Below are 22,439 nucleotides of genomic sequence, written 5' to 3'. Positions count from 1 at the left end.
TCTACTTACTAATCTTCTTGCGGCTGACGCCCAGAGCCAGACCATGTCGTCCGTTGGAGTATGTGCGCTGGCCGCGGACCTTATGCCCCGAGGCGTGCCGTACGCCGCGATAGCACTTGATTTTCTTTAGTCGATTAATGTCTTCTTCCTGTGTCATCTTCAGCTCTATGCTTACCTGATGCATGTCCTCGCCCGAGTCATAGTCCCGTTGCCGGTTCGTGAGCCAGGCCGGGACGCTTCCGGCAGCGCTGCGAATGGCCTCTTCCAGTCGGGCGACGTCCTCGTCATCCAGCTCTCCAGCCGGTCGCGCAGGGTTAAGTTTCAGCTGGCTAATCAGCGCGTTGCTGATGCGCTGCCCAATGCCTTTGATGGAGGGCAACGCATACGCCAGCTTCTGCTCTCCGGGGATGTCCGTTTCTGCAATGCGGACTATGTATTTGAATTCGCTATCTTCGGCCAAATATTCCTCCCTGAGGACTCAGGAGTTGGCGGCAGTCTAGACCCCTATTTATATGCTTTCCTTCAGGAACGCAGTCCTCCCGTCGGGGGTGACAATTCTATATAGCCGGGGTATAGTCGCACAATCACGTGAAGAAGCTGAGCCTGATAATCCTGCTGCTGCTCCTCGTCGCCGGCGCTGGCGCTGGCGCAGGATACTGGTTCCTTGTCCTCGAGGCTGACGATGGCGACGAGGAGGAACAGGTCAACCACACCCCCACCGCCAGGATTGTGATGGAGCCGGCCAACGGTAAGGTCGGGGTTGGCGAGGAACTTTCACTATCGGGTCACCTCTCAAGCGATTCCGACGGTGACCCGCTAGTCTACAACTGGGATTTCGGCGACGGCAATACTTCTTCGGGACTGATGACCACCTACACTTGGGAAGCGGAGGGTAGCTACTCGGTAACCCTCACCGTCAGCGACCCTGCCAACGCGACTGATTCAGATATCGTGCAGGTGACGGTTTCCAGCGACTCGAGCGCCTACACTGATGAACGCTCGGGCGGTGTCCAGTGCCAGCTTACTGGGGGCGGCTGCAACTCCGAAGAGCAGCAGTTCCCGGTCGAGGCCGATAGCACGCGGGTAGAGCTGGGCTGGAACCTGACTGACGAGCGCACCCTCACCACTTCGGAGGTGAGCATTTCCGTCTTCAACGGTACCGGCGATGAGATTTTCAACAACACCTACAACGAGGGCAGTTTCTCAGTGGAGTTCTCTGGTGGGCAGGTCGATAGTGTTGGTGACTGGATCTGGCGTATCGAGGCTACCGCGGGCGCGATGTCCTACGAGCTCTCGATTCGCGTCGAGTACTAGTCGCGCTCGAGCAGCAGCAGGTGCCGCGTCAGCGACCCGTGGACATACCACTCGCAGCGGAACAGCTCGCTGAAGCCCGCCTGCGGCAGCAGCGCCGGATCGGGCAGCGCCAGCACCAGCCGCCCGCCGGCCGGCAGCGCCTCCGCGCAGGCGGCGCCGAAGCGCGCGAGCAGCTCACTGAGCGGCTCGCGCGCGGTCGACGCGGAGCGGCCGTAGGGCGGGTCGGTCGCGATTGCCGCCGGCCGCACGCGCTGCACCACGGCGGCCGCGTCGCCCTGCTCCAGTTCCGCAGCGAAGCCAAAGTGCTGCAGGTTTTCGCGCGTCGCGGCGACCATCTCGCCGTCGAAGTCGCCGCCGCTCGCCGCCAGCCCGCAGTCGGCCGCCTCAATCAGCAACCCCCCGGTGCCGCAGAACGGGTCGAGCAGTTGCCCGTCGCCTGTTGGGGCCGCGACTGCAGTATCGCCTTCGGCGCCTGCCGCAGCGCCTGCCGCAGCGCCTGACGGGAGCGCCAGATTTACCATCGCACGCGCCAGCCGTGGCGGCAGCGAGACCGGCGCAAAGCGCGGCCGCCGGTTCAGGTGATGTTCGAGGCAGCGGCGGTAGCCGGTCGGCTCGCGCTCGAGCATTAACTCGAGCGCGTCGCCTTGGAAAACGCGCACCGTGATTTCAGGCTGCTCGAGGTCGACGCGGCCGTGCTTCGCCAGCGCGGCACCGAGCCGCCGGTTGACCGCCTGCGGGTTGAGCGCACCGGGCGCGCAGCGCACCGCAAAACGCGCGCCGCCCAAGTCGATGGCGACCGCCGCCGTTTCCAGCTCCGTCAGCGAGCCAGCGGCGGCGAATTCGCCGCCGCTGCGCACCATCCCCAGCCGCGCCAGCAGCCCGGTCGGTGGCGGCTGTGCGAGGGTGCAGCGCAGCCGCAGGCCGTCTGCCTCGGTGAAAGCGGGCGCACAGCCGGCCGCCGTCAGCAGTTCATCGAGCTCGGCGTGCGCCAGTTGCGGCTGCTCGCCGCCCAGCTCGAAGACCCACTCGCCTGCCATGTGGCGGGAGCGGCCGGCTTCATATATGGGTCGCGAAGGTGCCGCGCCGTGTTCTTCAGGCTGGGGCGACTGCTGGGGCCGGTCTATTCGCTCTACCAGAAACGACTGGTGCGCAACCTGCGTAAGGAGCCGCTGCCGCACCATCTGGCGGTCATCATGGACGGCAACCGCCGCTTCGCCGAGCAGCTTGGCCTCGCGCCGTTCGAAGGCCATCTGCGCGGGCGTGGCAAGCTGGAGGAGATGATGGAGTGGTGCCAGGAACTGGGCATTCGCGTCCTGACGGTCTACGCCTTTTCGACCGAGAACCTCGACCGCCCGAAGGAAGAGCTCGAGACGCTAATGAATCTCTTCGCCGACGCGTTCCGGCAGGTGGGCGACGACCCCCGTATCCACGGCAGCCGCGTGCGGGTCTGCGCGCTGGGGCACCGCGAGCTGCTGCCGGAGCGGGTGCGCGATGCAATCGCGTACGCCGAGGAAAAGACGGCGCACTACAAAGATTACCGCTACAACATCGCCGTCGCCTACGGTGGCCGCCAGGAAATCATCCAGGCGATGCGCCAGCTGGCACGCAAGGTGCAGGCAGGAGAACTGGCGCCCGACGAGATTGATACCGAAATGGTCTCGCGCCACCTCTACACCGGCGACCTGCCCGACCCCGACCTGATCCTGCGCACCTCGGGCGAGGAGCGGGTCAGCAATTTCCTGCTGTGGCAGCTCGCCTACTCGGAGTTCTACTTTGCCGACGTCTACTGGCCGGCGCTGCGCAAGGTGGACTTCCTGCGCGCCATCCGTGCCTACCAGCAGCGGCAGCGACGGCGCGGCCGCTAATTCGCTCCCTCCGGTCGCTCATCGGCGCAGCCTGGCGTCACCGCTTGTTACACAGCACGGCGTCGCGGCCGCTAATTCGCTCCCTCCGGTCACTCATCGGCGCAGCCTGGCGTCACCGCTTGTTACACAGCACGGCGTCGCGGCCGCTGAACACGCTTATTAGCCACGCCGGCCTGCCGGCGGCGATGCTCGACCGTGCCGCTCGGCTGCCGCTCGAACGCCCGCGCGAGATTGTCGCGGCAACCATCGTGATTACCCTGCTGCTGGCACCGTTCCTGCAGGACGTTTCCTTCAGCACTGACGTCGAGGCGTTCCTGCCTGATTCGCCGGCGGTCGCTAATCACGAACGGACCGAGGAGCTGTTCGGACAGGAATCCAAGGTGGCGCAGCTCTACCTGATACCGGCCGGCGGTCGGAACAACGTCCTGACGATACCGGCGCTGCTCGAGATGCTCGACCTGCACCAGCGTGTGGAGCGAATTTCAGGCGTCACCAATGTCGTATCGGTAGCCGCTTTCTTCGACCAGGCGCTCGCCGATAGTGGGAGGTCGCTCGACGCGGTGAGCCAGGACGCCTGTCCCTGGGAACAGGTGCATGATTCGCTGGGGTCGCTCGAGGGCGGCAACTACTCTGTCGCCGACGTTGATTTCGTGACTGACGTACTGGTCCATCGTGACCTTGACTGGACCGGTTTCTGGTTCCCTGAGGAGGGCGTGTGCCGCCCCGGCCCGAACGCAACCGCAGCGCTCATTCTGGCCTACATGGAACCGGGGCTCGATAACGACCAGAAGAAGCAGGTGGGAATCGAGCTGCGCGAGCTGGCGATGGAGTGGAATGACTACGCAACCGAGCTGGAAGCAGAGCCGTTTTCGGTGGACCTGCTGGCGCACGATGTCGACGAGTCAACCCGCCTGACCAACCTGATGATGGGCGCCGGGATGCTGGTGATGACAGTGCTGCTGCTCTGGTTCAGCTTCCGCCACTGGTCCTACGTCCTGCTGCCGTTGCTGACGCTGGCGCTGGCAGTTACCTGGACGTTCGCTTTTACCGGGCTGGTCGGAATCCAGCTGACCGCCATCGATGTGGCGGTGATGCCGCTGGTCGTCGGCCTCGGTATCGACTTTGCGGTCCACCTCAGTCGACGCTATCAGGAGGAGCTGCATCTGGGCCGCTCGGTCCCGGGCGCGATGGAAGTATCGTTACAGCACACGGGACGCGCGCTGACGCTGGCGATGCTGACTACCGTAATTGCCTTCCTCTCCGGCATTACCGCCGGAGTAGGGCCGGTGCGGGACTTCAGCCTCATTTGCGCCTTCGGCATTGCCGCTGCGTTCCTGCTAACGGTCTTTTTCCACTCATCGCTGCGATTATGGCTTGACTCACGCGGTGCGACTCCCGCCGCGCTGCATGATACTCCCGAGCTGGTCGAGGCGACTATCGCCCGGGCGGCGATGGCAGTCGAGCAGCGGCCGCTCACAATCCTGGCGTCGGTCGCGGTGATTACGCTGGTGGCGCTGGCGGGGTCTACCAAGTTAGATACTTCATTCTCAATCGAGGATTTCCTTTCGGACGACCTGCCAATAATGTCCACGGCCAGCTCCATCCAGACCGACTTCCGTGGCGCCAGCTACGCCCAGTCGCAAATCCTGATTGAGGGCAACCTGACCTACCGCGAATTCCTTGACGACCTGAGTCAGCTGCAATTTGGTGACGGAGCAGGCGAATATGGTTTTGTCGACGACACCTATATAATTCAGGTGGGTGCCGAACCGCGTGCAGATTCAATCCAGACACTGGTGCAGACAGCAATTGACGCCGAGTCATATTCGGTTTCCAGCGGGAACAACCTGACTCATGAATGGCAGGTGACGGCCCCCTTCTCATGCCCTGCCCGCGAAACAATGCAGGTGGCATGGACCACCGACCACCCCGGCACGCCGGCGCTCCTGACACTCGAGGTGAGCGTCACCTGGCTTAACGCGACTGGCATGCAGAGCGGCACGGTCAGCTATCAGGCAGATACATGGAGCGGCTCACCTACTGCCGACAGCTTCGCCTTCACAGTCACTATCCCCGAAAGCGCCGCACGAGCTCACCTGCGGTTCACGCACGTCAATGACACGCGTGATGACGCGCTGGTCGAGAACATCGCGGTCCGCAGTGGCGACTTCCTCTTTGTCCAGTCGCTGCGCCACAGCTTCAACCTGACGCATGAGGCTGTCAGCTTCAGCCAGACCAGCGACGGCGACATCGAGGAACTTTTTGACTACTTGTGGCAGCGCGACCTCGACGTGGCGGACGTCTTCCTGGGCGCCACCTACGCCGAACAGGCGCAGCAGCTCCTGCACCGTAACACTGCCGATGAGTATGATGCGGCGGTGGTCCGCATTTTCGTCGGGCCGACGCGCAATAACGAACTGGATAACGAGGGGCTGGAGCAGTTGCTGGTGCAGCTGCACGAAGATGTCCCGGAGGACGGCTTCCCTGGGGCAGAGGTGTCCTTCACCGGAGGCCATATCCTGACGATTACGACGGTCAATGCCATCCAGAACACCCAGCTTGCCTCGACGCTAGTGGCGCTATTCCTGGCGGCGGTACTGCTGGTCGGCATCTACCGCCATGCGGGGCTGGGACTGCTCAATATCCTGCCGGTAATCCTGGCTGCCATCTGGATTATGGGCACGATGGCGGCGCTGGGAATCACACTCAACGTGATGACGGTGATGGTCACTGCGCTCACGGTTGGTCTCGGCATTGATTATGCTATCCACATCGTCGAACGGTATCGCGAGGAATCGCAACACCGGGGTGAGCAGGCGGCGCTGGAGAATACGATACACCAGACTGGTGCGGCGCTGCTGATTTCGGGGCTGACGACCGTAGCTGGTTTCGCGGTGCTGTTGTTGAGCCCGATGCCGCTGGTACGCAACTTCGGCATCATCACTGCTGCGACGATTGTCTATTCGGTTGCCATTGCAATTCTGGTGCTGCCTAGTCTGGTGTGGGCCGGGAACCGGCTCAGCGAGTGGGTCGGCCAGCAGCGGACTGGCTGACCTCGCGCCGCCGCTGCCGCTTCTCCCACAACTCGCGCGCCAGCTGGCGCATGTCCTCGACCGAGTCGGATTCGTCGACGATTTCCACTCCCAATAGCGTTTCCACAGCGTCTTCGAGCGTAATCAGCCCCTGCGTGGTGCCGTATTCATCCACGACGAGGAAGGCGTGCTCGCGCCGGGCGATGAACTCGTCGAGCAGGTCGGAGACGCTGTCCTCTGGCCCCACGCTGTGCAGCGGCTGGAGCAGGTCGCCTAACGGGGATTCGCTATCGTTGCCGCCGTAAGCCTCCATCAACCGGCTGCGCAGCACGAAGCCGACTACATCGTCCAGCCCGGAGTCGGTGACCGGGATGCGCGAGAAGGGGAGCGGCGAGTGCGCCTCGACTACCTGCGCAACGGTTTGCGACTGCTGGAAGGTGAGCATGACTGTGCTGGGAGTCATGACGTCCTCGGCGTGGATATTATCGAGCGTCAGCAGGTTCCGGATAACGCGTGTCTCGCCCTTGTCTAGCGTCCCCTGGTCCTCGCCCAGTTCAGCGACGGCAATCATTTCCTCGCGCGTCATCTCGGGCTGTGCGCCGTTGGTCGAGATTGAGCGCGAAAATTTCTGCAGGATTACGACTGCTGGCCAGGTGAGCAACACCATCCAGCGGATGGCGTGCGCGGAAGGCGTCGCCAGCTGCCGCCAGTAGGTGGCGCCGATGGTTTTCGGGATGATTTCCGAGAATATCAGGATGAGCAGCGTCATGATAATCGAGGCTGCCGCCAGCCAGTTGCCGCCGCTTTCGTAGAACTGCGCGCCGACCCCGGCCGCGCCGACGGTGTGCGCGACGGTGTTCAGTGTCAGGATTGCCGCCAGCGGGGCGTCGATTTCCTCCTTGAAGCGGCGCAGCAGCGGCCCGCTGCTGCGCCCTTCCCGGGCCAGTTTCTCGATGTAGGTCCAGTTGGCGGATAGCAGCACTGCCTCGAGCAGCGAGCAGAGGAACGAGATTCCCAGCGCCAGCAGCAGGAAGAATGCTACCTGGGACCATGAGACGGACGCCAGTTCCGTCCCGAGCTCAAGCATCCTGTCGCCCCCTCGCAGGGCATTTCCTGCGGCCGGTATCGAAACTTATTCGGTTACTCAATTAAGGTTTCCTCGCGACACGCTTCCGAGGGGAATGCCATAGCTGAAAAGGGTGGGTTAGTTAGTCTCGACACAGGAACGCTTTCAGCTCCTCCCGGACACAGTCAAGCAGTGAAGTGCTTCCATTCCACTGCTCATCAACCAGGTAACTGTAACTCTCGCGCATTTCCTTGACAACGCCCTGCAACTCCTGCCCGAATCCTGCCGGCGGCGTGCCGGAAACGATACCGGCCAGCATCAGCGGGCTTGAGCGCTGGAGCATTACGTTGAGGTCGCTGGCGCGCAGGTGCTCGAGCACCCCGTCGCGCGTCGAGAAAGAGTCGCCCACGAAGTCGCTGACAGCAGTCAGCATCGAGCCCACGATTTCGCTGTCGACGGACTGGTCTTCCTGTAGCGATGCGTGCGCCAGAAGCCGCCCGTCATCGAACAGCAGGAACAGTTCCTGCAGTTGCCAGTCGAGGTCTTCGTCCTCTTCCATCAGGGGCTCTGACGGTTTCAGGTATATAAAAGGGTGACTCAGCGCGATGAGGACCAGTAGTGGATGAATTCAGACAGGTCGCCCCGTATGTCACCGAGGCTGCTGGTGTCACCGTTCCAGCTACGGCCGATTACGTAGCCATATTCGCCCCACAGCTCATCGAGGTATTCCTTCATCAGCGTACCGAAATCGTCGGGCGCGGTCCCCGAGATGACTCCCGCGAGGTAGAGCGGTTCCCGTCGCTGGACGTAGAGGTTGATGTTGCCGTATTTGAGGTTTTCAAGGTTGCCTTTGTCATCGGCGCGAAACGAATCCTTGATGAAGTCGCCGATAGCGGTGAGCATCGAGCTGACTATTTCCGAATCGACCATCCGCGACCCGTGCAGCGTCGCGTGCGAAATCAGCCGTCCGTCATCGTAAATCAGGAACAGTTCCTGGACCTTGAACGGGAACAGTCGCGCCAGTGGGTTCCGCGATGTCCGCAGCTCCTCCAGCGCCGCTCCGCCCCCGGCCGCGGCCGCGACGCCGCGCGGCCGCGTCAGCAGCGTGTCGACGAAGCCATCCATGTCGCGCCGCAACTCCTCTGAGGCGAGGGCGCCGACGTACTGCCGCGCCAGCCCGAACAGGATAATCGCGTAGCAGAGCCCGGTCGAGAAGGGGAATGAGACGAAGAGGTAGGCGAATAGTGCCATCACTCCGAAGAGCAGCGGCCGCAGCAGGCTGCTCCCGTAGCGGTAGCTGATGGCAACAATCAGCAGCAGCTGTAGCACCACCGCCACCGCCATGACGCGGCCGTCAGCCCACTGCGGTACCTCGCTGATGACGATTTCGCCCTCGGCCGGGTCGTAGCTGGCCGTATCGCTCGCCAGCAGGCCGATGCCCAGCCTGCCTCCCAGCGGGGTGCGCAGGTGGTCCAGCACGAATTCGTTGGTTTCCAGCCTTACATTGGGTGGATAGCTAATGGCCAGTTCTGCCTCGAGCGCGCTGGCGTTATTCAACTGGCTGACAAACATTAGCGGGTGGAGCATTGCGTTATCTGCGAGGCGGAACTGAATCGTGAGTTGCAGGTTTCCCCGTTCTGCCGAAAGTGCGCTGACGCTAGCCGAGTCCACCGCGTCGCTGCCGAGGATGGCTGCCGCAAGGCTGGTCGTGCCGTTGCCGCCCGGCATTGGCGCGGTCAGGTAGCGCAGGACCGCCTCTGCATTTGGCTCGCCCGAGAGGGAGAATTCCGGGTCCAGATATTGCTCGCGCAGCCCCTCCCAGTCCAGCCCGTCTGGTGGATAGGGGCCTTCCGGCCACGCCAGTTCGAGCTGAATTACGCCTTGTTGCTGGCTGCTGAATTCAAGGCTGGCCTCCAGTGTTGTGTCGCCTGCGGCACCGGCTGCCGGCGCCAGCGCCAGCGCCAGCAGCAGAAGGCTCGTGATTGCCCGCACGGCGCGACCGTGTCGGCGTGGTTTTAAACAGTTGGTGTTCGGCGAAACCGCTTTTATCCCCCTCTGCTACGGCGCGGCATGGCCCGGTTTCCGGAAGCAGAGGCACGCCTTTTCAACAAGAAAATCTGTATGAAGTGCAACGCTCGCAATGCTACCAAGGCGGTTCGCTGTCGCAAGTGCAACTCGAGTGACCTGCGGTCCAAGGCACGAGAGTCGCGCGGGAAGTAGGCCGGTGCCCTGCTCGGTGCGGCGGGCGACCAGTTAATTAGCGCGCATATTCGGGGGCGTGCGCCGTGTGCTGGCCCTGCTGCTCGTCCTGTTGCTGCTGCCGTGGCAGCCGCCCGGTGCGGGGGCGCGGGCTGACCCGACCATCGAGATTAGTGAATACCCGGCGCCGGTCGCCGGCGCTGCCGGGACCATAATCCCGGTAGCCGTCTCGGTCGCGGGCGAGTTCGGCCGCAACTACGAGGTGGCAGCGTGGTTCTACCACTCCGGCTCCGCCAGCTGGCCTTCGGAGGGGTGGGATGGCGAGGGCTGGTTCCGGGTCAACTATTTCGCGATTTTCCTCGACGGCAACGGCGAGTGGAGCGGTATTATCTGGCTGCGCCTCAAGGAGGAGCTGCCGGCCGGCAGCTACCTCAAGGCGAAGGTGCGCGACACCAACACCACCAGCGATTACGGCGAGGACCGCGTCGATGACATCCCCGTCGCCGCCAGCTTCGGCTGGGTGCAGGGCTACGCCGGCGACGGCGACAGTGCGTGGGAGGACGCGCACGTCGAGCTCCGCGCTTCCGGGACGCTCGCGGCCGGCAACCTGACCGAGGCGCAGCCGTGGCAGTCGCAGGGCGATGCCGGCTTTTTCCGGCTCGCAGCCCCGGCAGGCGACTACACGCTGCGCATGGCCGACGGCAGTGCCGAGCGGACGGTCACCGTCGTGAACGGGCAAACCACCGAGACGACGCTCGGCTACGATGCCGGGCTGACGCTGTCGCTGCTCGAGCGTCCCGTGCAAATCGTGCCGGAAACGGGGACGCTCTTCCCGGTCGAGCTTCGCCTTCACGGCGATGCCGGCGCGGAGCTGCGGCTGGAAATCGCCTTGCGGGAATCCAACGCTTCACGCTCACAGCTCTGGAACGGCAGCGACTGGGCTGACGCGCTCGACGCGACGCTCGACGGCAACGGCACCTGGCGCGAAGCCATCTGGCTGCGGCTCACGGAAGCCCTGTCAGGCGACCTGCAGCTGGCGGCCGCCGCATACGATTCCGGGGAGCTGGTGGCGAACGCCAGCACGGCCCTGCCGCTCGCGAGCGAGTGGGGCTGGCTCGCCGGCGCGCTTGGCCCCGCTAACGGTTCCCGACAGGCGAGCCTGTGGGACGACGCGACGCTGGTGGCGCGGACGCTGACGTTGCCGCTGCCGTGGCCCGCGGTGGGCGACGCCGGCAACCTGACGCTGGCGGCACCGCCCGGGAGCTACCGGCTGGTGGTGGCGGGCGTGCTGGAACAGCAGGTCGAAATCGTCGCGGGCGAGACGACGTTGTTCGAGCTGGGCGAGCCGTTGCCCGAAGCGGCGCTCGAGCTGCTCGAACTGCCGCAGGCGATTGCCGGCGGGGCGGGGACGCTGCTGCCGCTCAAGGTGCGCTTTCAGGGCGTTCCCGGCACCGACTACGAAATCATGGCGTGGTTCTACGGCAACGGCTCGATGCGCTCGCAGCCGTGGGACGGCAGCGAATGGCGCAACAGCTACCAGCCGCTGGCGCTGAACGGTAGCCTCGGCTGGGAAGGCACGCTCTGGCTACGGCTCGACTCGGAGCTGCCGGCCGGCAGCTACCTGAAAATCAAGGTGCGCAACGCTGCCGATACTGCGGATTTCATCGAGCTGAAAACTACCGCTTTCGCCATTCCGCCCGCGTGGGGCAGCGTCGTCGGCTACGTTGGCAACAGCAGCGCCCCCCACTCTGTGCTGCGAGTCGAGCTGCGCAACACCAGCGGGCTCGTCGCCGCCAACCTGTCGCAACCGGGTTCATGGGGCGCCGGCTGCGACTGGGGGCGCTACCGGCTGGCGGCCCCGCCCGGCGATTACACTGTGCGGCTGCCGACCGGCGAATGGCTGCCGGTCAGCGTCGCGGCCGGCGCGACGGCGCGGCTCGACCTAGGGCACACGCCGCCCGCGAGCGGCGGCCACGGCGTGCTGCTGGAGTGGGTCTGGTTTGACCCGTGGCTGACCGGTGAAGCTGACGAAGCGATTTCGATTTTCAACACCGGCCCGGCGCAGGACGTCGGCGGCTGGTTGCTGGGCGACGCGGGCGACCAGCTCTGCCTGCCGCGGGGCACGCTGCTCGCTGCGGGCGAGCGGCTGGTGCTGGCGCAAAACGCGACCGCCTTCTTCGCCTCGCACCACGCGTGGCCCGACTTCCAGATGCTCCCTGACGGCAGCGGAGTCCCGGCGCTCGAAGGCAGTCCGTTTTACCTGCGCAACCTCGGCGATATCGTCGAGCTGCGCGACCGGCGCGGCGTGCTCGCTGACGCGGTGGCGTGGGGCGAAATAACAGGGGGCGACACCGCCTTGCCGGCGGGATGGAGCGGCGCCACGGCGGAGCTGCCGGGCGAAGGGCGCTACCTGCACCGCAACAACGCTTCCGGCGCGGGCTACCGCGACACCGACAGCGCCGCCGACTGGGCCAGCTACCGCCAGCTGCGCCCGGGGCAGAGCGACTTCGCGAGCAGTCTGCACGCTGCGCGGGCGATTACCGCCTTCGCGTCGCCCGATTCGACCTTCGACGTGCTGCGCGACCTTTTACAGGACGCCGAGAGCAGCATCGACCTGAGCCTCTATTACCTGAACCACACCGCGCTGGTCGACGAGCTGCTCGCTGCGCGCGACCGCGGTGTGCAGGTGCGAGTGCTGCTGGAAGGCTCGCCGGTCGCCGGCTTTGCCAGTCATTACCGTTACCACGCTGCGCAACTGGTCGCGGGCGGCGTCGACGTGCGGCTGATGTTGCGCGTCGGCGACGAGCCGACGCGCTACCCCTACATCCACGCCAAGTATCTTGTCGTCGACGGTCGCTATACGGCGGTAATGTCGGAGAACTGGGGCTCGACCGGCATCCCCACCGAAGGCAGCGGCAACCGCGGCTGGGGCGTCGTCGTCGAATCCGACAGCCTCGCGTCGTCGCTTACCGCGATTTTCGAAACCGATTTCGACACTGCATGGGGCGACGTCGTTGCCTTCGACACCGCCACCGCGCCAGCCGATTTCACGCCGGTCGAGCCGTACATCCGCGAAGCGGCGGTCGCGCCGCGCCCGCCGCTCGAGCTGGAGCAGCTCTTCGAAGTGCAGCTGGTGGCCGGCCCCGACAACACACTGCACAACTCCACAGTCATGGGGCTGCTGACGCGTGCAGAGAGCCGCATCCTGGTCCAGCAGCACCACCTGACAACATGGTGGTCGACCGGCGAGAGCCCCTACCTCGAAGCGCTGCTCGCCGCCCACGAACGTGGCGTCGCGGTGACGGTAATGCTCGATGGCACTAAGCAGGAAGTCGCCGACAACAACCGGCAGGGATTCCTCGCCTTGCAGGAAGCGGGCGTCGCGGTGCGCTACTACCGCGGCGACGAATTCACTCGCATCCACAACAAGGCGCTGGTCGTCGACGACCGCTGGACGCTGGTGGGGAGCATCAACTGGGGCGTCGGGGGCGGCGCCTGGAATCGCGAAATCGGCCTCATCCTCGACTCGACTGCGGTCGCGAGCTATTACTCCATCCTCTTCTGGGACGACTGGGCGCTCGCCAACGGCTCCGCGCCGCCGCCGCCGCCCGCGCCGGGCGGCGGCGATTCCGGGCAGGGGCTGCCGGCGCTGCCGCTACTAGTGGGAGTTGCGGCACTGGCGGTCGTCGCGCGCCGGAAAAGGTGGCGCTGAACGCGCGCGCCTTACTCGACAGTTACCGACTTGGCAAGGTTGCGCGGCTTGTCGATTTCGCATCCCAGCGCGTCGGCAACGTGGTAAGCGAGCAGCTGCAGCGCAACCCCGGCAGTGAACGGCAGCAATACGGGGTCGGTCGCCGGGACCGTGATAATATTCTCCGCAAGCCGCTGCGTATCCGCGTCGCCCTCCTGCGCGACCAGCAGCAGCGGCGCCTTGCGCGCCGCCACTTCCTCGATATTGGAGACCAGCTTGGCGTGGGTGTGGTCGGAGTTCATGATGGCGACGACCGGCGTCTCTGGCGATAGCAGCGCCAGCGGCCCGTGCTTCAGCTCGCCGGCCGGGTATCCTTCAGCGTGGAGATACGAAATCTCTTTCAGCTTCAACGCCCCCTCCAGCGCGATGGGATAGCTCAGGTTGCGGCCGATGAAGAAGATGGAACTGGCCGACTGGAGCGTCCCCGCCAGCTTGCTGATGGCGGAGCGGCGCTCGAGCACCTGACCCACATAGTGTGGCAGCCGCCGCAGCTCCTGCTCCCAGCGCCGTAGCTGCGGCAGGTCCATGCTCTTGCGAGAATAGGCGAGATGCACCGCCAGCATGTAGAGCGCCTGCATCTGTACCATGAAAGTTTTCGTCGCCGCGACGCCAATCTCCGGGCCGGCGCGCGTCAGCAGGATACCGTCAACTTCGCGCGCCAGACTGCTGCCGCCAACGTTGCAGATGGCGACCGTGTGCGACCCCTGCTGCCGCGCCACGCGGGCGGCGGCGAGCGTGTCGGCCGTCTCCCCACTCTGTGAAATCAGCATCACCAGCGGCCGCGCCGAGAGCATTCCGCCGACGTTCTGCACCGGCGGTGAATAGCGGAATTCGGAAGCGTGGTAGACGTTGACCGGGATAGCAGTCAGCTGCTCGATGACGTATTTGCCGACCAGTCCGGCGTGGAACGAAGTGCCGCACGCCACGATTGAAATCGAGCCGATGCGCCAGTTCAGGTCGAGTCCGTCGACAATCGCCTCGGCGAGCGACGGCAGCAGCGATTCCTGCAATGCGCGGGGCTGCTCGAAGATTTCCTTGAGCATAAAGTGCGCGTAGCCCCCCTGTTCGGCATCCTCGACCGCCCACTCCAGCTCCTCGATTTCGGGCTCGCGCGTGGTGCCCGCCATGTCGCTGATATCAACGCTGTCGGCTGTCAGCCGCACCAGTTCGCCGTTGCGAACATACGCGACGCGCTGCGTGTATTTCACAATCGCCGGCGCGTCGCTGGCCAGGAAATTCTCCCCTTCGCCGAAGCCGACCACCAGCGGCGACTCGTTGCGCGCCGCGACGATTTCGCCGGGGTGCGCCGCGTGCAGCACCGCAATCGCGTACGCGCCGGTTACCTCTCCAAGCGCCGCCCGCACGGCCGTGAGCAGGTCGCCGTTGTAATGGCGCGCAATAAGGTGCGGCAGCACCTCTGTATCGGTCCCGGAGCTGAACTCGATGCCGGTCGCCTCCATGCTGGAGCGCAGGTCGGCGTAGTTCTCGAGCGTCCCGTTGTGGATGACGGCGATGTCGCCACTGGCGTCGAGATGCGGGTGCGCGTTGGCGTCGGACGGCTCGCCGTGGGTTGCCCAGCGGGTGTGGCCGATGCCGACCGTTGCCGCCAGCTTGGGCAGCGTTTCCTCCATTACCGCGATGCGCCCCTGTTTCTTGTGGACGGCAAGCCCCCCGTTTTCCTGCACCGCGATGCCGGCCGAGTCGTAGCCGCGGTATTCGAGCTGCTTCAGCGCCTCAATCAGGATTTGCGGCGCGTCGCCGCTCCCGGCGTAGCCGACGATGCCGCACATCAGGCGGCCTCCGGTGGGAATTCGCCGTCGACCGCGGCGCCGTCGTTCACGACGGCGCCGCGCGAGAGCACGCAGCCGCCCTGCAGCACCACGCGGTCGCCGATACGACAGCCGTCGCCGACCATCGCGCCGCGGTCGACCACGGAGTGCTGCGACTGCAGGTAAGTAGCCTCTTCGGGGCCGGGGAGCGCGACGACGTGTGAGCCGAGTTCGCTCGCTTCGCCGACGACGCACGCCTGCAAGTGGGTATAGCTGCCGACCGAGACCGAATCCATTACGAGCGTGTCGGCGATTTCGCAATGCGCGCCGATTTCGACCCCGCCGCCGATGGCGGTCGACGGACCCAGCACGGTGCCGGGGCCGATGCGGCAGCCGCTGCCAATCGCGAGCGGCCCCTGCAGGTAGCAGCCGGCGGCGACGCGCGTCCCGTCGCCGATGGCGACCGCACCGCGAATCATGACGCCCGCTTCGCAGGTCCCCGCCAGCTCCTGCGGCAGGTAGCGCAGCGCGACCTGGTTGCCGCCCACCATATCCCACGGATAGACGATGTTGTGCCACGCCTCGGCCATCGCGACCGCCGGCTGCGTGGTGCCGTCGGCGAGTAGCGGCTGTAGCGCCTTGCCGATGTGCCGCTCCTTGCTTTTTGCAAGCTTGGCGACGGTCGCCGGCGCGAGCCGCGCGATGCCGGTGAAATGTAGTCGCCCGACGGCGTCCGGCTCTTCGTAGCTGAGCCGCACCGCGTCGCCCTCCAGCTCGAGCCCGCCCCACTTGGACCAGCGCAGCGCCTCGCTCGCGAGCAGTGCCTCGCCCTGCTCCTTGAGCAGCGCTACAAATCCCTGCGGCGCAACGTAGTTGTCGCCCGGCACGACCAGCAGTTCCTCGTCGGGGGCAGCCGCGGCGCCGAGCCGTAGCGCGTCAAGCGTGCCGGTCAGCTCCTGCTGCCGCGCATATTCGACCGCGACGCCATGGCGACCGCCATCGCCGAACAGGCTCATGACGCTCTCGGCGCCATGCCCCACGACTAGCGTCACCTGCCGCACGCCCGCGTCGCGCAGCCCGGCGACAAGATGCTCCAGAATGGTGCGGTTGGCGAGCGGCAGCATCCCCTTGGGGCGACTGGCGGTCCAGCTCCGCAACCGTGCGGCTTCGCCGGCCGTCAGGATTACGGCACGCATGCGCCGCCGCACGTGGGGGAGTATATCATCCTTACGATTTGCAAATTGGCGGCCGCGCCTGCCGGGGGTGCGCTTCATATCCGCCTCGGCGCTGGCGCACGGTGTTCGTGCTCGACAGTGTCGCGTTCTTCACCCGCCGCCACCCGCAAGGCGAGCTGCTGACGGCGCCCGGCGTCGAGCAGGAGCTGGTGAACCGCCGCAGCCGCGAATACCACGCGCAGCTCGCCGCGGCCGGGATGCAGATTGCGTCTGCTGACGCGCCGGCGCAGGAGCGCGTCGCCGCCGCCGCGCAGGAAACGGGCGACGCGGGCGTGCTCTCCCCCGTCGATGCGCAGCTGCTGGCGCTGGCGCTCGAGCGCGATGCGACGCTTATCACCGACGACTTCGCGATGCAGAACGTCGCCGCCGCCATGGGCATCGCGTGGCTGCCGGTTGAGACCGTCGGCATCGCCAAGCAGTTGCGCTGGCGCTGGATCTGCAGCGGCTGCCGGCAGAAATGGGACGACCAGCACGGCGAGTGCCCGACTTGTAGCAGCGAGCTGCGGCGGACGCGGCGCTAGTCTGCCGCCACGAACCCGTCGCCGTCGAGCAGCGGCACCACGTCGAACGCGTCGAACGCCATGCAGCGCTCGAAGTCACGTTCCAGTCCCGCCGCCACGAGCGCAGCGTGGCTGGGCGAAGCGCGGCAGCGCTCGCGGATTTCGTCCTGCGACAGCTCGAAATCGCTGCCGCTGCCGTCGAGCAGGTGCGCCAGCCAGCTGGCGCCGAGCCAGTCCTCGATGACCGGTTCGCCGAGCCGCCCCGAGCAGACCAGCGCGACATCGTCGCCTCGCACCCGTAAAAAGCGTGCAACGGCGCGGGCGTTGCAGAAACCGCCCATCAGCACGACCGGCGCGCCGGCGGCCGCGACGACCATGCGCGAGCCGTTGGTCGTCGTCGAGAGCAGCGTCCGCTCGCGCAGGTCGGCGGCAGCCATCTCGGTCGGCGACGACCCGAGTTCGTAGCCGGCGATGCGGCGGCATTCGCGCTCGCCCGACCGCAACGCGTCGGGGTAGCGGCTCCGCAGCTCCTCGAGATGCGCGCGGCTGGCGCAGGGGACGATGCGCGCCGCGCCGCCGGCGAGCGCCGTGGCGTAAGTGGTCGAAGCGCGGATGACGTCGATAATGACCACCGCGTCGCCGCGTGCCGCCGCCGCTTCGGCGCCGGGCAGCCCCTGCTCGATGGCGATGCGCATCAGCGCCTCATTTCCCGGGCTTTCCCCGGCCGCTCGCGGCAAGGTGCCGCTCGCCGATGACGGTGTAGAAATCCTCGACGGTGTCGCCGCGCAGCCCGCGCCGCAGCGTCTCGACCGAAATCACGTCGGTCGGCGCGATATTCCCAAGGCTCGTCTCGGGGCCGAACTCGCGCAGGAAGAAGACTTGCTGCGACTTGCGCGGCGCCTCGAAGATGACGTTTTCGGCATCGACGCCGGCGAGCGCCGCCTGCATACGCGCCAGCTGCACCTCGCCCGCGTCGTCCATCAGCCCGACGCTGGCGCCCGACTCGCGCGCCTCGACGATGACTTTCTCGGCGCCCGCCGCCAGGAACTGCTTCAGCTGCGCATTGTATTCGCTGGCCGCCAGGTCGCGTCCGGGGAGCTTGCGCCCCACTTCGCAGAACGGCTTCAGCCCCGCCTCGCGCGCCTCCGCTATCAGCTCGCAAACGCGATTTGGCTCGATATCGAGACTGCCGCTCGAGATTTCGGTCGCGTCGGCGCCCATTTCGCGCAGCTCGGCGAAGAGCTCGGACGCCTTCTGCTGATGCTCGGAAAGCTCCAGCAGAGTGCCGCCGTTGCAGACCGAGATGTTGTGCGACCGCAGCAGCTCGACCTTACGCCGCACGATGTCAAGCGGCTGGAGTTGCGTTGTCGCCCAGCCCAGTTTCCACAGGTCGATGTAGTCGGCGCAGATTTCGAGCAAATCCTCGGTGTAGCGGTAGCCGAGCCCGGTGTCGATGACCATCGTCAGCCCGGTCCGGCGCGGCTTCGCGCTGCGCTCCGGCATCGGCAGGAACTCGAACGCTTTCTCGCTCACGGCTCGTGCGACCGCCTCGAACTACTTAAAATCTTCAGAAATCGCCCAGTGTCGCCTGCTGGCCCATGGGCGGGGGCGGCTGCGCGAATTTTTCGAGCGCGGTACTGACTCGCGCTCGCGAGAAGCCGTGGCGGTCGCAGAGCAGCTCCATGACGCGTCCGCGGCGCGGCTCGCCCCACGTCGGCGCGAACTCGACCGACGGGTGGTTCAGGAAGAGCTGCCGCAGCTCGTCAAGGTTCTCGACCTCGTGCCCCAGCTTCGCCAGCGCCGGCTCGGCGCGGCCGTGCTCGCGCAGCAGTTTCAGCCCCTTTTTAGGGCCGATGCCGTGGATGCCGGGGTTGAAGTCGGTCCCCATCAGGATGGCCATGTCGACCAGCTGTTCACGCGTGAGCAGCGTCTCCTCCAGCGCGCCAGCCAGCGTCAGCTCCTCCGGCGTCACCGCGACCCACGCCTGCCGGCCGGGGAGCTTGCGCCGCCCCGAGACGGTCAGGTTGCGCAGCAGCCGCGGCGCCCCGAAGAGCAGTGTATCAAAATCCTGCGAGACCGCCGCGTCGACCACGCCCGCCGCCATCATCGCCGCCGCTTGCGCTTCGCCCTCCGAAGGCGCGGTGACCCACGGCAGCCCGAGCGCGTCGAGCAGCTCCTGCGCCTCGGCGACCATCTCGGGCGTCAGCCGTGAAGTCTGCTGCGCCTTGGTGCGCGCCTTGACCAGGTCGCCCGCGGCGAGTGCCGCTTCCCACTCCGCCTGCGCCTTGACCTTGCGGTCGCGCCGCTCGTCGAGCACGCGCTTCTTGAGCGCGTGCGGCTTGCCGTCGAAAATCAGGCAGAAGCGCAGCCCTTCCGCAGCGAGCGCCGAGAGCCGGAACAGCAGCCCCGACAGGTGCGATGTCGTGTTGCCCTGCGCGTCGGCGAGCGGCATCCCGTCGCGCTGCCGGATTGACGCCAGAAACTGGTAGAGCAGGTTGTAGCCATCGACCGCCAGCCGTTGCCCGCGCAGCTGCGCCAGCTCGATGGGCTGCGCCGGGATAATCGAGCCGAGCTTGATGCCCATTTCAGCCCTTCACGACGCCGAGCGGCCGCATGCGTGCCACCTTGCGCGCCAGCCCTGCCTGGTGGCAGACTTCGACCACCTGCGAGACGTCCTTGTAGGCGCCCGGCGCCTCCTCAGCCGCGACGCGCGGTGAACGGGCGCGGACGTAGACGCGCTGTTTCTGCCATAAATCCCGGATTAGCCGCTTCGAGTCGAACTTGCGCGCCGCCGCCTTGCGCCCCATCGCGCGGCCGGCGCCATGGCAGGCCGAGCCGAAGGTGTCGCGCATCGCGCCCTCGGCGCCCGCCAGCACCCACGACGCGCTGCCCATGTCGCCCGGCACCAGCACCGGCTGGCCGACGTCGCGGTATTGCGCCGGGATTTCGTCCGAGCCGGGGGCGAACGCGCGCGTGGCGCCCTTGCGGTGGATGCACACTTCGCGGCCGCCGTGCTGCTCGAGCTTGGCGATGTTGTGCGCGACGTCGTAGACCGTCTCCAGCCCGAGCGCTTCCGCCTCGGTGCCGAAGACCTGCGTGAACGCCTGACGGGTGAAGTGCGTAATCATCGAGCGGTTGGCCCAGGCGTAGTTGGCGGCCGCCGACATCGCGCCGACGTAGTTGCGCGCCGCCCGGGATTCGAGCGGTGCGCATGCCAGCTGCCGGTCGGCCAGCTCGATGCCGGCCTCCTTTGATGCGTCCATGACGCACTCGAGATGGTCCTGGCATACCTGGTGGCCGCAACCACGCGAGCCGGTGTGCATCATTACCGCCACCTGTCCCTCGCGCAGCCCGAACGCCTTTGCGGCCGCGTCGTCGAATATTTCCTCGACGACCTGTAATTCAAGGAAGTGGTTGCCGCTGCCGAGCGAGCCGACCTGCTTGCGGCCGCGCTTGCGCGCGAAATCCGAAACCTGCTCCGGCTGCGCCACGTCGAGCGCCCCGCGCTCCTCGAGCACCTCGACGTCGCGGTCCCAGAGATACCCCTCTTCAGCGGCCCACTGCGCGCCGCGCTCGAGCACGGAATCCAGCTCGCGGTTCGAGAGCGCCAGCGTGCTTTTCGACCCCAGCCCGGCGGGAACGCGCTTGAAAAGCTCGTCAACCAGTTCCCTCTGACGCGGCTGGACGTCGCCCAGTTCAAGGTCGGTGCGCAGCAGCCGCACGCCGCAGTTGATGTCGAAGCCGACCCCGCCCGGCGAAACGACGCCGCCTTCGTTTGCATCGAAGGCGGCGACGCCCCCGATGGGGAAGCCGTAGCCCCAGTGGATGTCCGGCATCGCCAGGCTGGCGTCGACGATTCCCGGCAGTGTCGCGACGTTGGCGACCTGCTCCAGCGCCGAGTCCATTCCGGGATGTGCCAGCAGTTCGGGCGTCGAATAGATGCGGCCGGGGACGCGCATGCTGCCCTGCTGCGGCAGCTCGAAGACGCCATCGCCGGCGGGACGCAGCTGCAGCGGCAGTTTGCCTTTATTCTGCTTTAGCAGCCACGGGAAAGGCTGGTCCCTCATGCCTCGGCCGGCTCGTATTTTGAAGGGCACCCCATCTGGATGAGTTCGGCGCGCAGCACAAGTTCACCGTCAACCTCGGCCAGCGTGCCGGTAATCGTGGCGCCCTTGTCCTCGGCGAAGGTGTCGGGAATGAGCACCCCGTTCAGCTCGACGCGCAGCGTGTAGTCGCCCTCGACCAGTTCAATATCTTCACGCGTCCAGTTTAGCACATTGCCGTGGACCTGCACGCGCTCGCCCGCGTCGTAGCTGCCGCTGATTGCAGTCTCGACTGAAACGTAGTCAACCTGCTCGTCGACCGAGTAGAACGCGACCGCACCAGTCGCGACGAGAATCGCAAGCGCCAGCAGCCCTTTGGCCCATGTCGGCAGCGGCTGCCGCGTGCGTCGTTCACTCTCCATCTTTCCCTCCAGCAGGGGCGGCAGCAATATGGCTTTCCAGCTGCCGCCGCAGCTCCGCCTGCCGTCGGTGAAGCCAGCCCGCGTAAGCGGCGATGCCGAGCCAGAAAACGGTCATCCCGCCCCAGAGCCAGAGCAGGTCCTCCGCAGGCGGGACGCTGACGTCAATCTCGACGGTCGTGCTGGCGACGGTGCTGCCGTCGCGGAGCAGCCGCAGCTCGAGCGGGACGTTGAACGCCTCGCCGTGGAAGGTCGCGCCGGGGAACGAGAAGCTGGCTTCGCCAGCGGCCGGCAGCGCTTTCGAGCGCGGCTCGGCGCCGGCGAACTCTGCCTCGACCGTGTAGCCGTCGCCGTTCTCGACCACAAGGTCGATGAACCACGCCTCGCCGGTGCGGAAGACCGGGTCGTAGCTAACTGCCACGCTGGCGTCCCCGTCGGTGAGCGTCACCGTCTCGGCAGCCGCGGACGGCATTATCAGCAATGCCACTAGCAGCGCCACCGCGATGCGGGCACCGCTCATGCGGCGCCCTCCAGCCGTGCTGCGAGCAGCTCCTCCTCGAGCCGTTCCAGCTCTAGCCGCGTGCGCAGCAGCGCGACGAAGAGCAGCAGGAATCCCAGCAGCCCCGCGTAGAGCACCAGCCGCATTTCGGGCGCGAGCGCGTCCTGGTCGTCGGTGCCGACAATCACGGGATGGTCGGAGCGCAGGAAGCGCGACGAAAGATACGACAACGGCACCGAGATGACGCCGAGCATCCCGACGATGGCCGCACCGCGGCGCACCGCTTCCGAATCGGGCTGCCGCCGCCACGCGACGTATGCCACGAGCAGCAGCCACATTGCGAGCGTGGTCGCCAGCCGCATGTCGCTGAAGAAGCGCATCACGATGTCGGCCCCCCATTCGGCGCGCATCCAGAACGTCCCCGACGCGAGCGACATCGCGCCGAAGACGATGCCCAGCTCGGCAGCGCAGCGTGCCAGCCGGTCGCTTTGCGGGGTGCGTTTCCAGAGCCACCAGCCGCTGCCGGCGACGACGAGCATGAACGCCAGGTAGGCCATCAGCCCTGACGGGACGTGCAGGTAGAAGAGCCGCTGCGCGTTGGGCGCGGTGAAGAAGCGCGCCGGTGGCATGACCAGCAACCCCTGCCAGAGTGTCAGCAGCACCAGCACGAACCCCGTCGCGCCGAGCGCGCCGGTAATCGAGTGCGACTTCATCACGCCGCGCGACCCTGCACCGCTAATTAAGCTA

The 22,439-nt window shown here is 66.2% G+C and carries 20 protein-coding genes; 6 read left to right on the top strand and 14 right to left on the bottom strand.

The annotated features are described in order from the left end of the window. Position 1: 1 nt before the first annotated feature. Complete coding sequence (locus tag QGG57_04530; GenBank protein ID MDP7007435.1) at positions 2–460, bottom strand: 30S ribosomal protein S13; 459 nt, start codon at positions 458–460, stop codon at positions 2–4. Positions 461–588: 128 nt separating this feature from the next. Here QGG57_04530 and QGG57_04525 point away from each other — a divergent pair, with 128 nt between their 5' ends. Then, complete coding sequence (locus QGG57_04525) at positions 589–1,314, top strand: PKD domain-containing protein (GenBank protein ID MDP7007434.1); 726 nt, start codon at positions 589–591, stop codon at positions 1,312–1,314. Here the strand turns inward: QGG57_04525 and QGG57_04520 are convergent. Beyond that, positions 1,311–2,351 carry an RsmD family RNA methyltransferase gene (locus QGG57_04520; GenBank protein ID MDP7007433.1) on the bottom strand — a complete coding sequence of 347 codons (1,041 nt, stop codon included), beginning with the start codon at positions 2,349–2,351 and terminating at the stop codon, positions 1,311–1,313. The genes QGG57_04525 and QGG57_04520 overlap by 4 nt on opposite strands. A 48-nt stretch (positions 2,352–2,399) precedes the next feature. On the opposite strand from QGG57_04520, the gene uppS reads away from it, so the two are divergent. Both uppS and QGG57_04510 read left to right on the top strand, forming a co-directional pair. Beyond that, positions 2,400–3,179: a polyprenyl diphosphate synthase gene (gene uppS / locus QGG57_04515; protein ID MDP7007432.1), complete on the top strand. Its 780-nt coding sequence runs from the start codon at positions 2,400–2,402 to the stop codon at positions 3,177–3,179. A gap of 119 nt (positions 3,180–3,298) precedes the next feature. Then, positions 3,299–6,232 carry an MMPL family transporter gene (locus QGG57_04510; GenBank protein MDP7007431.1) on the top strand — a complete coding sequence of 978 codons (2,934 nt, stop codon included), beginning with the start codon at positions 3,299–3,301 and terminating at the stop codon, positions 6,230–6,232. Here QGG57_04510 and QGG57_04505 read toward each other — a convergent pair. The 3 genes from QGG57_04505 to QGG57_04495 all read right to left on the bottom strand — a co-directional run bounded on the left by QGG57_04505 (position 6,198) and on the right by QGG57_04495 (position 9,269). Further along, entirely contained in the window at positions 6,198–7,298 is a 1,101-nt protein-coding gene (locus tag QGG57_04505; GenBank protein MDP7007430.1) for a hemolysin family protein, read from the bottom strand. The genes QGG57_04510 and QGG57_04505 overlap by 35 nt on opposite strands. A gap of 121 nt (positions 7,299–7,419) precedes the next feature. Continuing rightward, positions 7,420–7,836: a hypothetical protein gene (locus tag QGG57_04500; protein ID MDP7007429.1), complete on the bottom strand. Its 417-nt coding sequence runs from the start codon at positions 7,834–7,836 to the stop codon at positions 7,420–7,422. A 38-nt stretch (positions 7,837–7,874) separates the two neighbouring features. Continuing rightward, positions 7,875–9,269 (bottom strand): hypothetical protein, encoded by a 1,395-nt coding sequence (locus QGG57_04495; GenBank protein MDP7007428.1) that lies wholly within the window; start codon positions 9,267–9,269, stop codon positions 7,875–7,877. A 78-nt stretch (positions 9,270–9,347) separates the two neighbouring features. Between QGG57_04495 and QGG57_04490 the strand changes: the two genes are divergently transcribed. Both QGG57_04490 and QGG57_04485 read left to right on the top strand, forming a co-directional pair. Further along, a complete protein-coding gene (locus QGG57_04490) occupies positions 9,348–9,497 on the top strand; it encodes a 50S ribosomal protein L40e (protein ID MDP7007427.1) in 150 nt (49 codons plus the stop codon). Between the two features lie 58 nt (positions 9,498–9,555). After that, entirely contained in the window at positions 9,556–13,188 is a 3,633-nt protein-coding gene (locus QGG57_04485) for a phospholipase D-like domain-containing protein (GenBank protein ID MDP7007426.1), read from the top strand. Between the two features lie 11 nt (positions 13,189–13,199). On the opposite strand, the gene glmS is transcribed toward QGG57_04485, so the two are convergent. Together glmS and QGG57_04475 are read right to left on the bottom strand one after the other, a co-directional pair. Beyond that, entirely contained in the window at positions 13,200–15,017 is a 1,818-nt protein-coding gene (gene glmS, locus QGG57_04480) for a glutamine--fructose-6-phosphate transaminase (isomerizing) (GenBank protein MDP7007425.1), read from the bottom strand. After that, complete coding sequence (locus tag QGG57_04475; GenBank protein MDP7007424.1) at positions 15,017–16,192, bottom strand: sugar phosphate nucleotidyltransferase; 1,176 nt, start codon at positions 16,190–16,192, stop codon at positions 15,017–15,019. Before QGG57_04475 ends, glmS begins: the two co-directional genes overlap by 1 nt. A 101-nt stretch (positions 16,193–16,293) precedes the next feature. Here QGG57_04475 and QGG57_04470 point away from each other — a divergent pair, with 101 nt between their 5' ends. Continuing rightward, on the top strand, positions 16,294–16,752 hold the full coding sequence (locus tag QGG57_04470) for a PIN domain-containing protein (protein MDP7007423.1): 459 nt from the start codon (positions 16,294–16,296) through the stop codon (positions 16,750–16,752). Here the strand turns inward: QGG57_04470 and QGG57_04465 are convergent. The 7 genes from QGG57_04465 to ccsA all read right to left on the bottom strand — a co-directional run. Then, positions 16,749–17,426, bottom strand: coding sequence for a 2-phosphosulfolactate phosphatase (locus QGG57_04465; protein ID MDP7007422.1), 678 nt, complete (start codon positions 17,424–17,426; stop codon positions 16,749–16,751). The two genes, QGG57_04470 and QGG57_04465, sit on opposite strands and share 4 nt — an antisense overlap. Positions 17,427–17,433: 7 nt before the next feature. Beyond that, positions 17,434–18,264 carry a phosphosulfolactate synthase gene (locus QGG57_04460; GenBank protein MDP7007421.1) on the bottom strand — a complete coding sequence of 277 codons (831 nt, stop codon included), beginning with the start codon at positions 18,262–18,264 and terminating at the stop codon, positions 17,434–17,436. A gap of 34 nt (positions 18,265–18,298) precedes the next feature. Continuing rightward, on the bottom strand, positions 18,299–19,315 hold the full coding sequence (gene fen / locus QGG57_04455) for a flap endonuclease-1 (protein MDP7007420.1): 1,017 nt from the start codon (positions 19,313–19,315) through the stop codon (positions 18,299–18,301). Position 19,316: 1 nt separating this feature from the next. Continuing rightward, positions 19,317–20,690, bottom strand: a complete 1,374-nt coding sequence (locus QGG57_04450; protein ID MDP7007419.1) for an RtcB family protein — start codon at positions 20,688–20,690, stop codon at positions 19,317–19,319. Positions 20,691–20,794: 104 nt separating this feature from the next. Further along, the gene (locus tag QGG57_04445) at positions 20,795–21,196 is read right to left on the bottom strand and encodes a cytochrome c maturation protein CcmE (protein ID MDP7007418.1); all 402 of its coding nucleotides are present in this window, start codon (positions 21,194–21,196) and stop codon (positions 20,795–20,797) included. Then, positions 21,186–21,713 carry a hypothetical protein gene (locus tag QGG57_04440; GenBank protein MDP7007417.1) on the bottom strand — a complete coding sequence of 176 codons (528 nt, stop codon included), beginning with the start codon at positions 21,711–21,713 and terminating at the stop codon, positions 21,186–21,188. The genes QGG57_04445 and QGG57_04440 overlap by 11 nt, the downstream gene beginning before the upstream one ends. Continuing rightward, a partial coding sequence (gene ccsA, locus QGG57_04435; protein ID MDP7007416.1) for a cytochrome c biogenesis protein CcsA occupies positions 21,710–22,439 on the bottom strand: 730 nt, incomplete at its 5' end. The genes ccsA and QGG57_04440, both read right to left, overlap by 4 nt.

The organism is Candidatus Poseidoniia archaeon, assembly GCA_030748895.1.
Taxonomy (GTDB): domain Archaea; phylum Thermoplasmatota; class Poseidoniia; order MGIII; family CG-Epi1; genus UBA8886.
Note: the sequence above shows the minus strand (reverse complement) of the source record. Positions and strands in the feature narration are given on the sequence as shown.

Bases quoted from the DNA above. Each gene is read 5' to 3' on its own strand.
- QGG57_04465 (MDP7007422.1), bottom strand. From the start codon at position 17,426: ATGCGCATCGCCATCGAGCAGGGGCTGCCCGGCGCCGAAGCGGCGGCG.
- fen (MDP7007420.1), bottom strand. From the start codon at position 19,315: ATGGGCATCAAGCTCGGCTCGATTATCCCGGCGCAGCCCATCGAGCTG.
- QGG57_04450 (MDP7007419.1), bottom strand. From the start codon at position 20,690: ATGCGCGTCCCCGGCCGCATCTATTCGACGCCCGAACTGCTGGCACAT.
- QGG57_04505 (MDP7007430.1), bottom strand. From the start codon at position 7,298: ATGCTTGAGCTCGGGACGGAACTGGCGTCCGTCTCATGGTCCCAGGTA.
- QGG57_04445 (MDP7007418.1), bottom strand. From the start codon at position 21,196: ATGGAGAGTGAACGACGCACGCGGCAGCCGCTGCCGACATGGGCCAAA.
- QGG57_04520 (MDP7007433.1), bottom strand. From the start codon at position 2,351: ATGGCAGGCGAGTGGGTCTTCGAGCTGGGCGGCGAGCAGCCGCAACTG.
- QGG57_04440 (MDP7007417.1), bottom strand. From the start codon at position 21,713: ATGAGCGGTGCCCGCATCGCGGTGGCGCTGCTAGTGGCATTGCTGATA.
- QGG57_04500 (MDP7007429.1), bottom strand. From the start codon at position 7,836: ATGGAAGAGGACGAAGACCTCGACTGGCAACTGCAGGAACTGTTCCTG.
- QGG57_04475 (MDP7007424.1), bottom strand. From the start codon at position 16,192: ATGCGTGCCGTAATCCTGACGGCCGGCGAAGCCGCACGGTTGCGGAGC.
- glmS (MDP7007425.1), bottom strand. From the start codon at position 15,017: ATGTGCGGCATCGTCGGCTACGCCGGGAGCGGCGACGCGCCGCAAATC.
- QGG57_04490 (MDP7007427.1), top strand. From the start codon at position 9,348: ATGGCCCGGTTTCCGGAAGCAGAGGCACGCCTTTTCAACAAGAAAATC.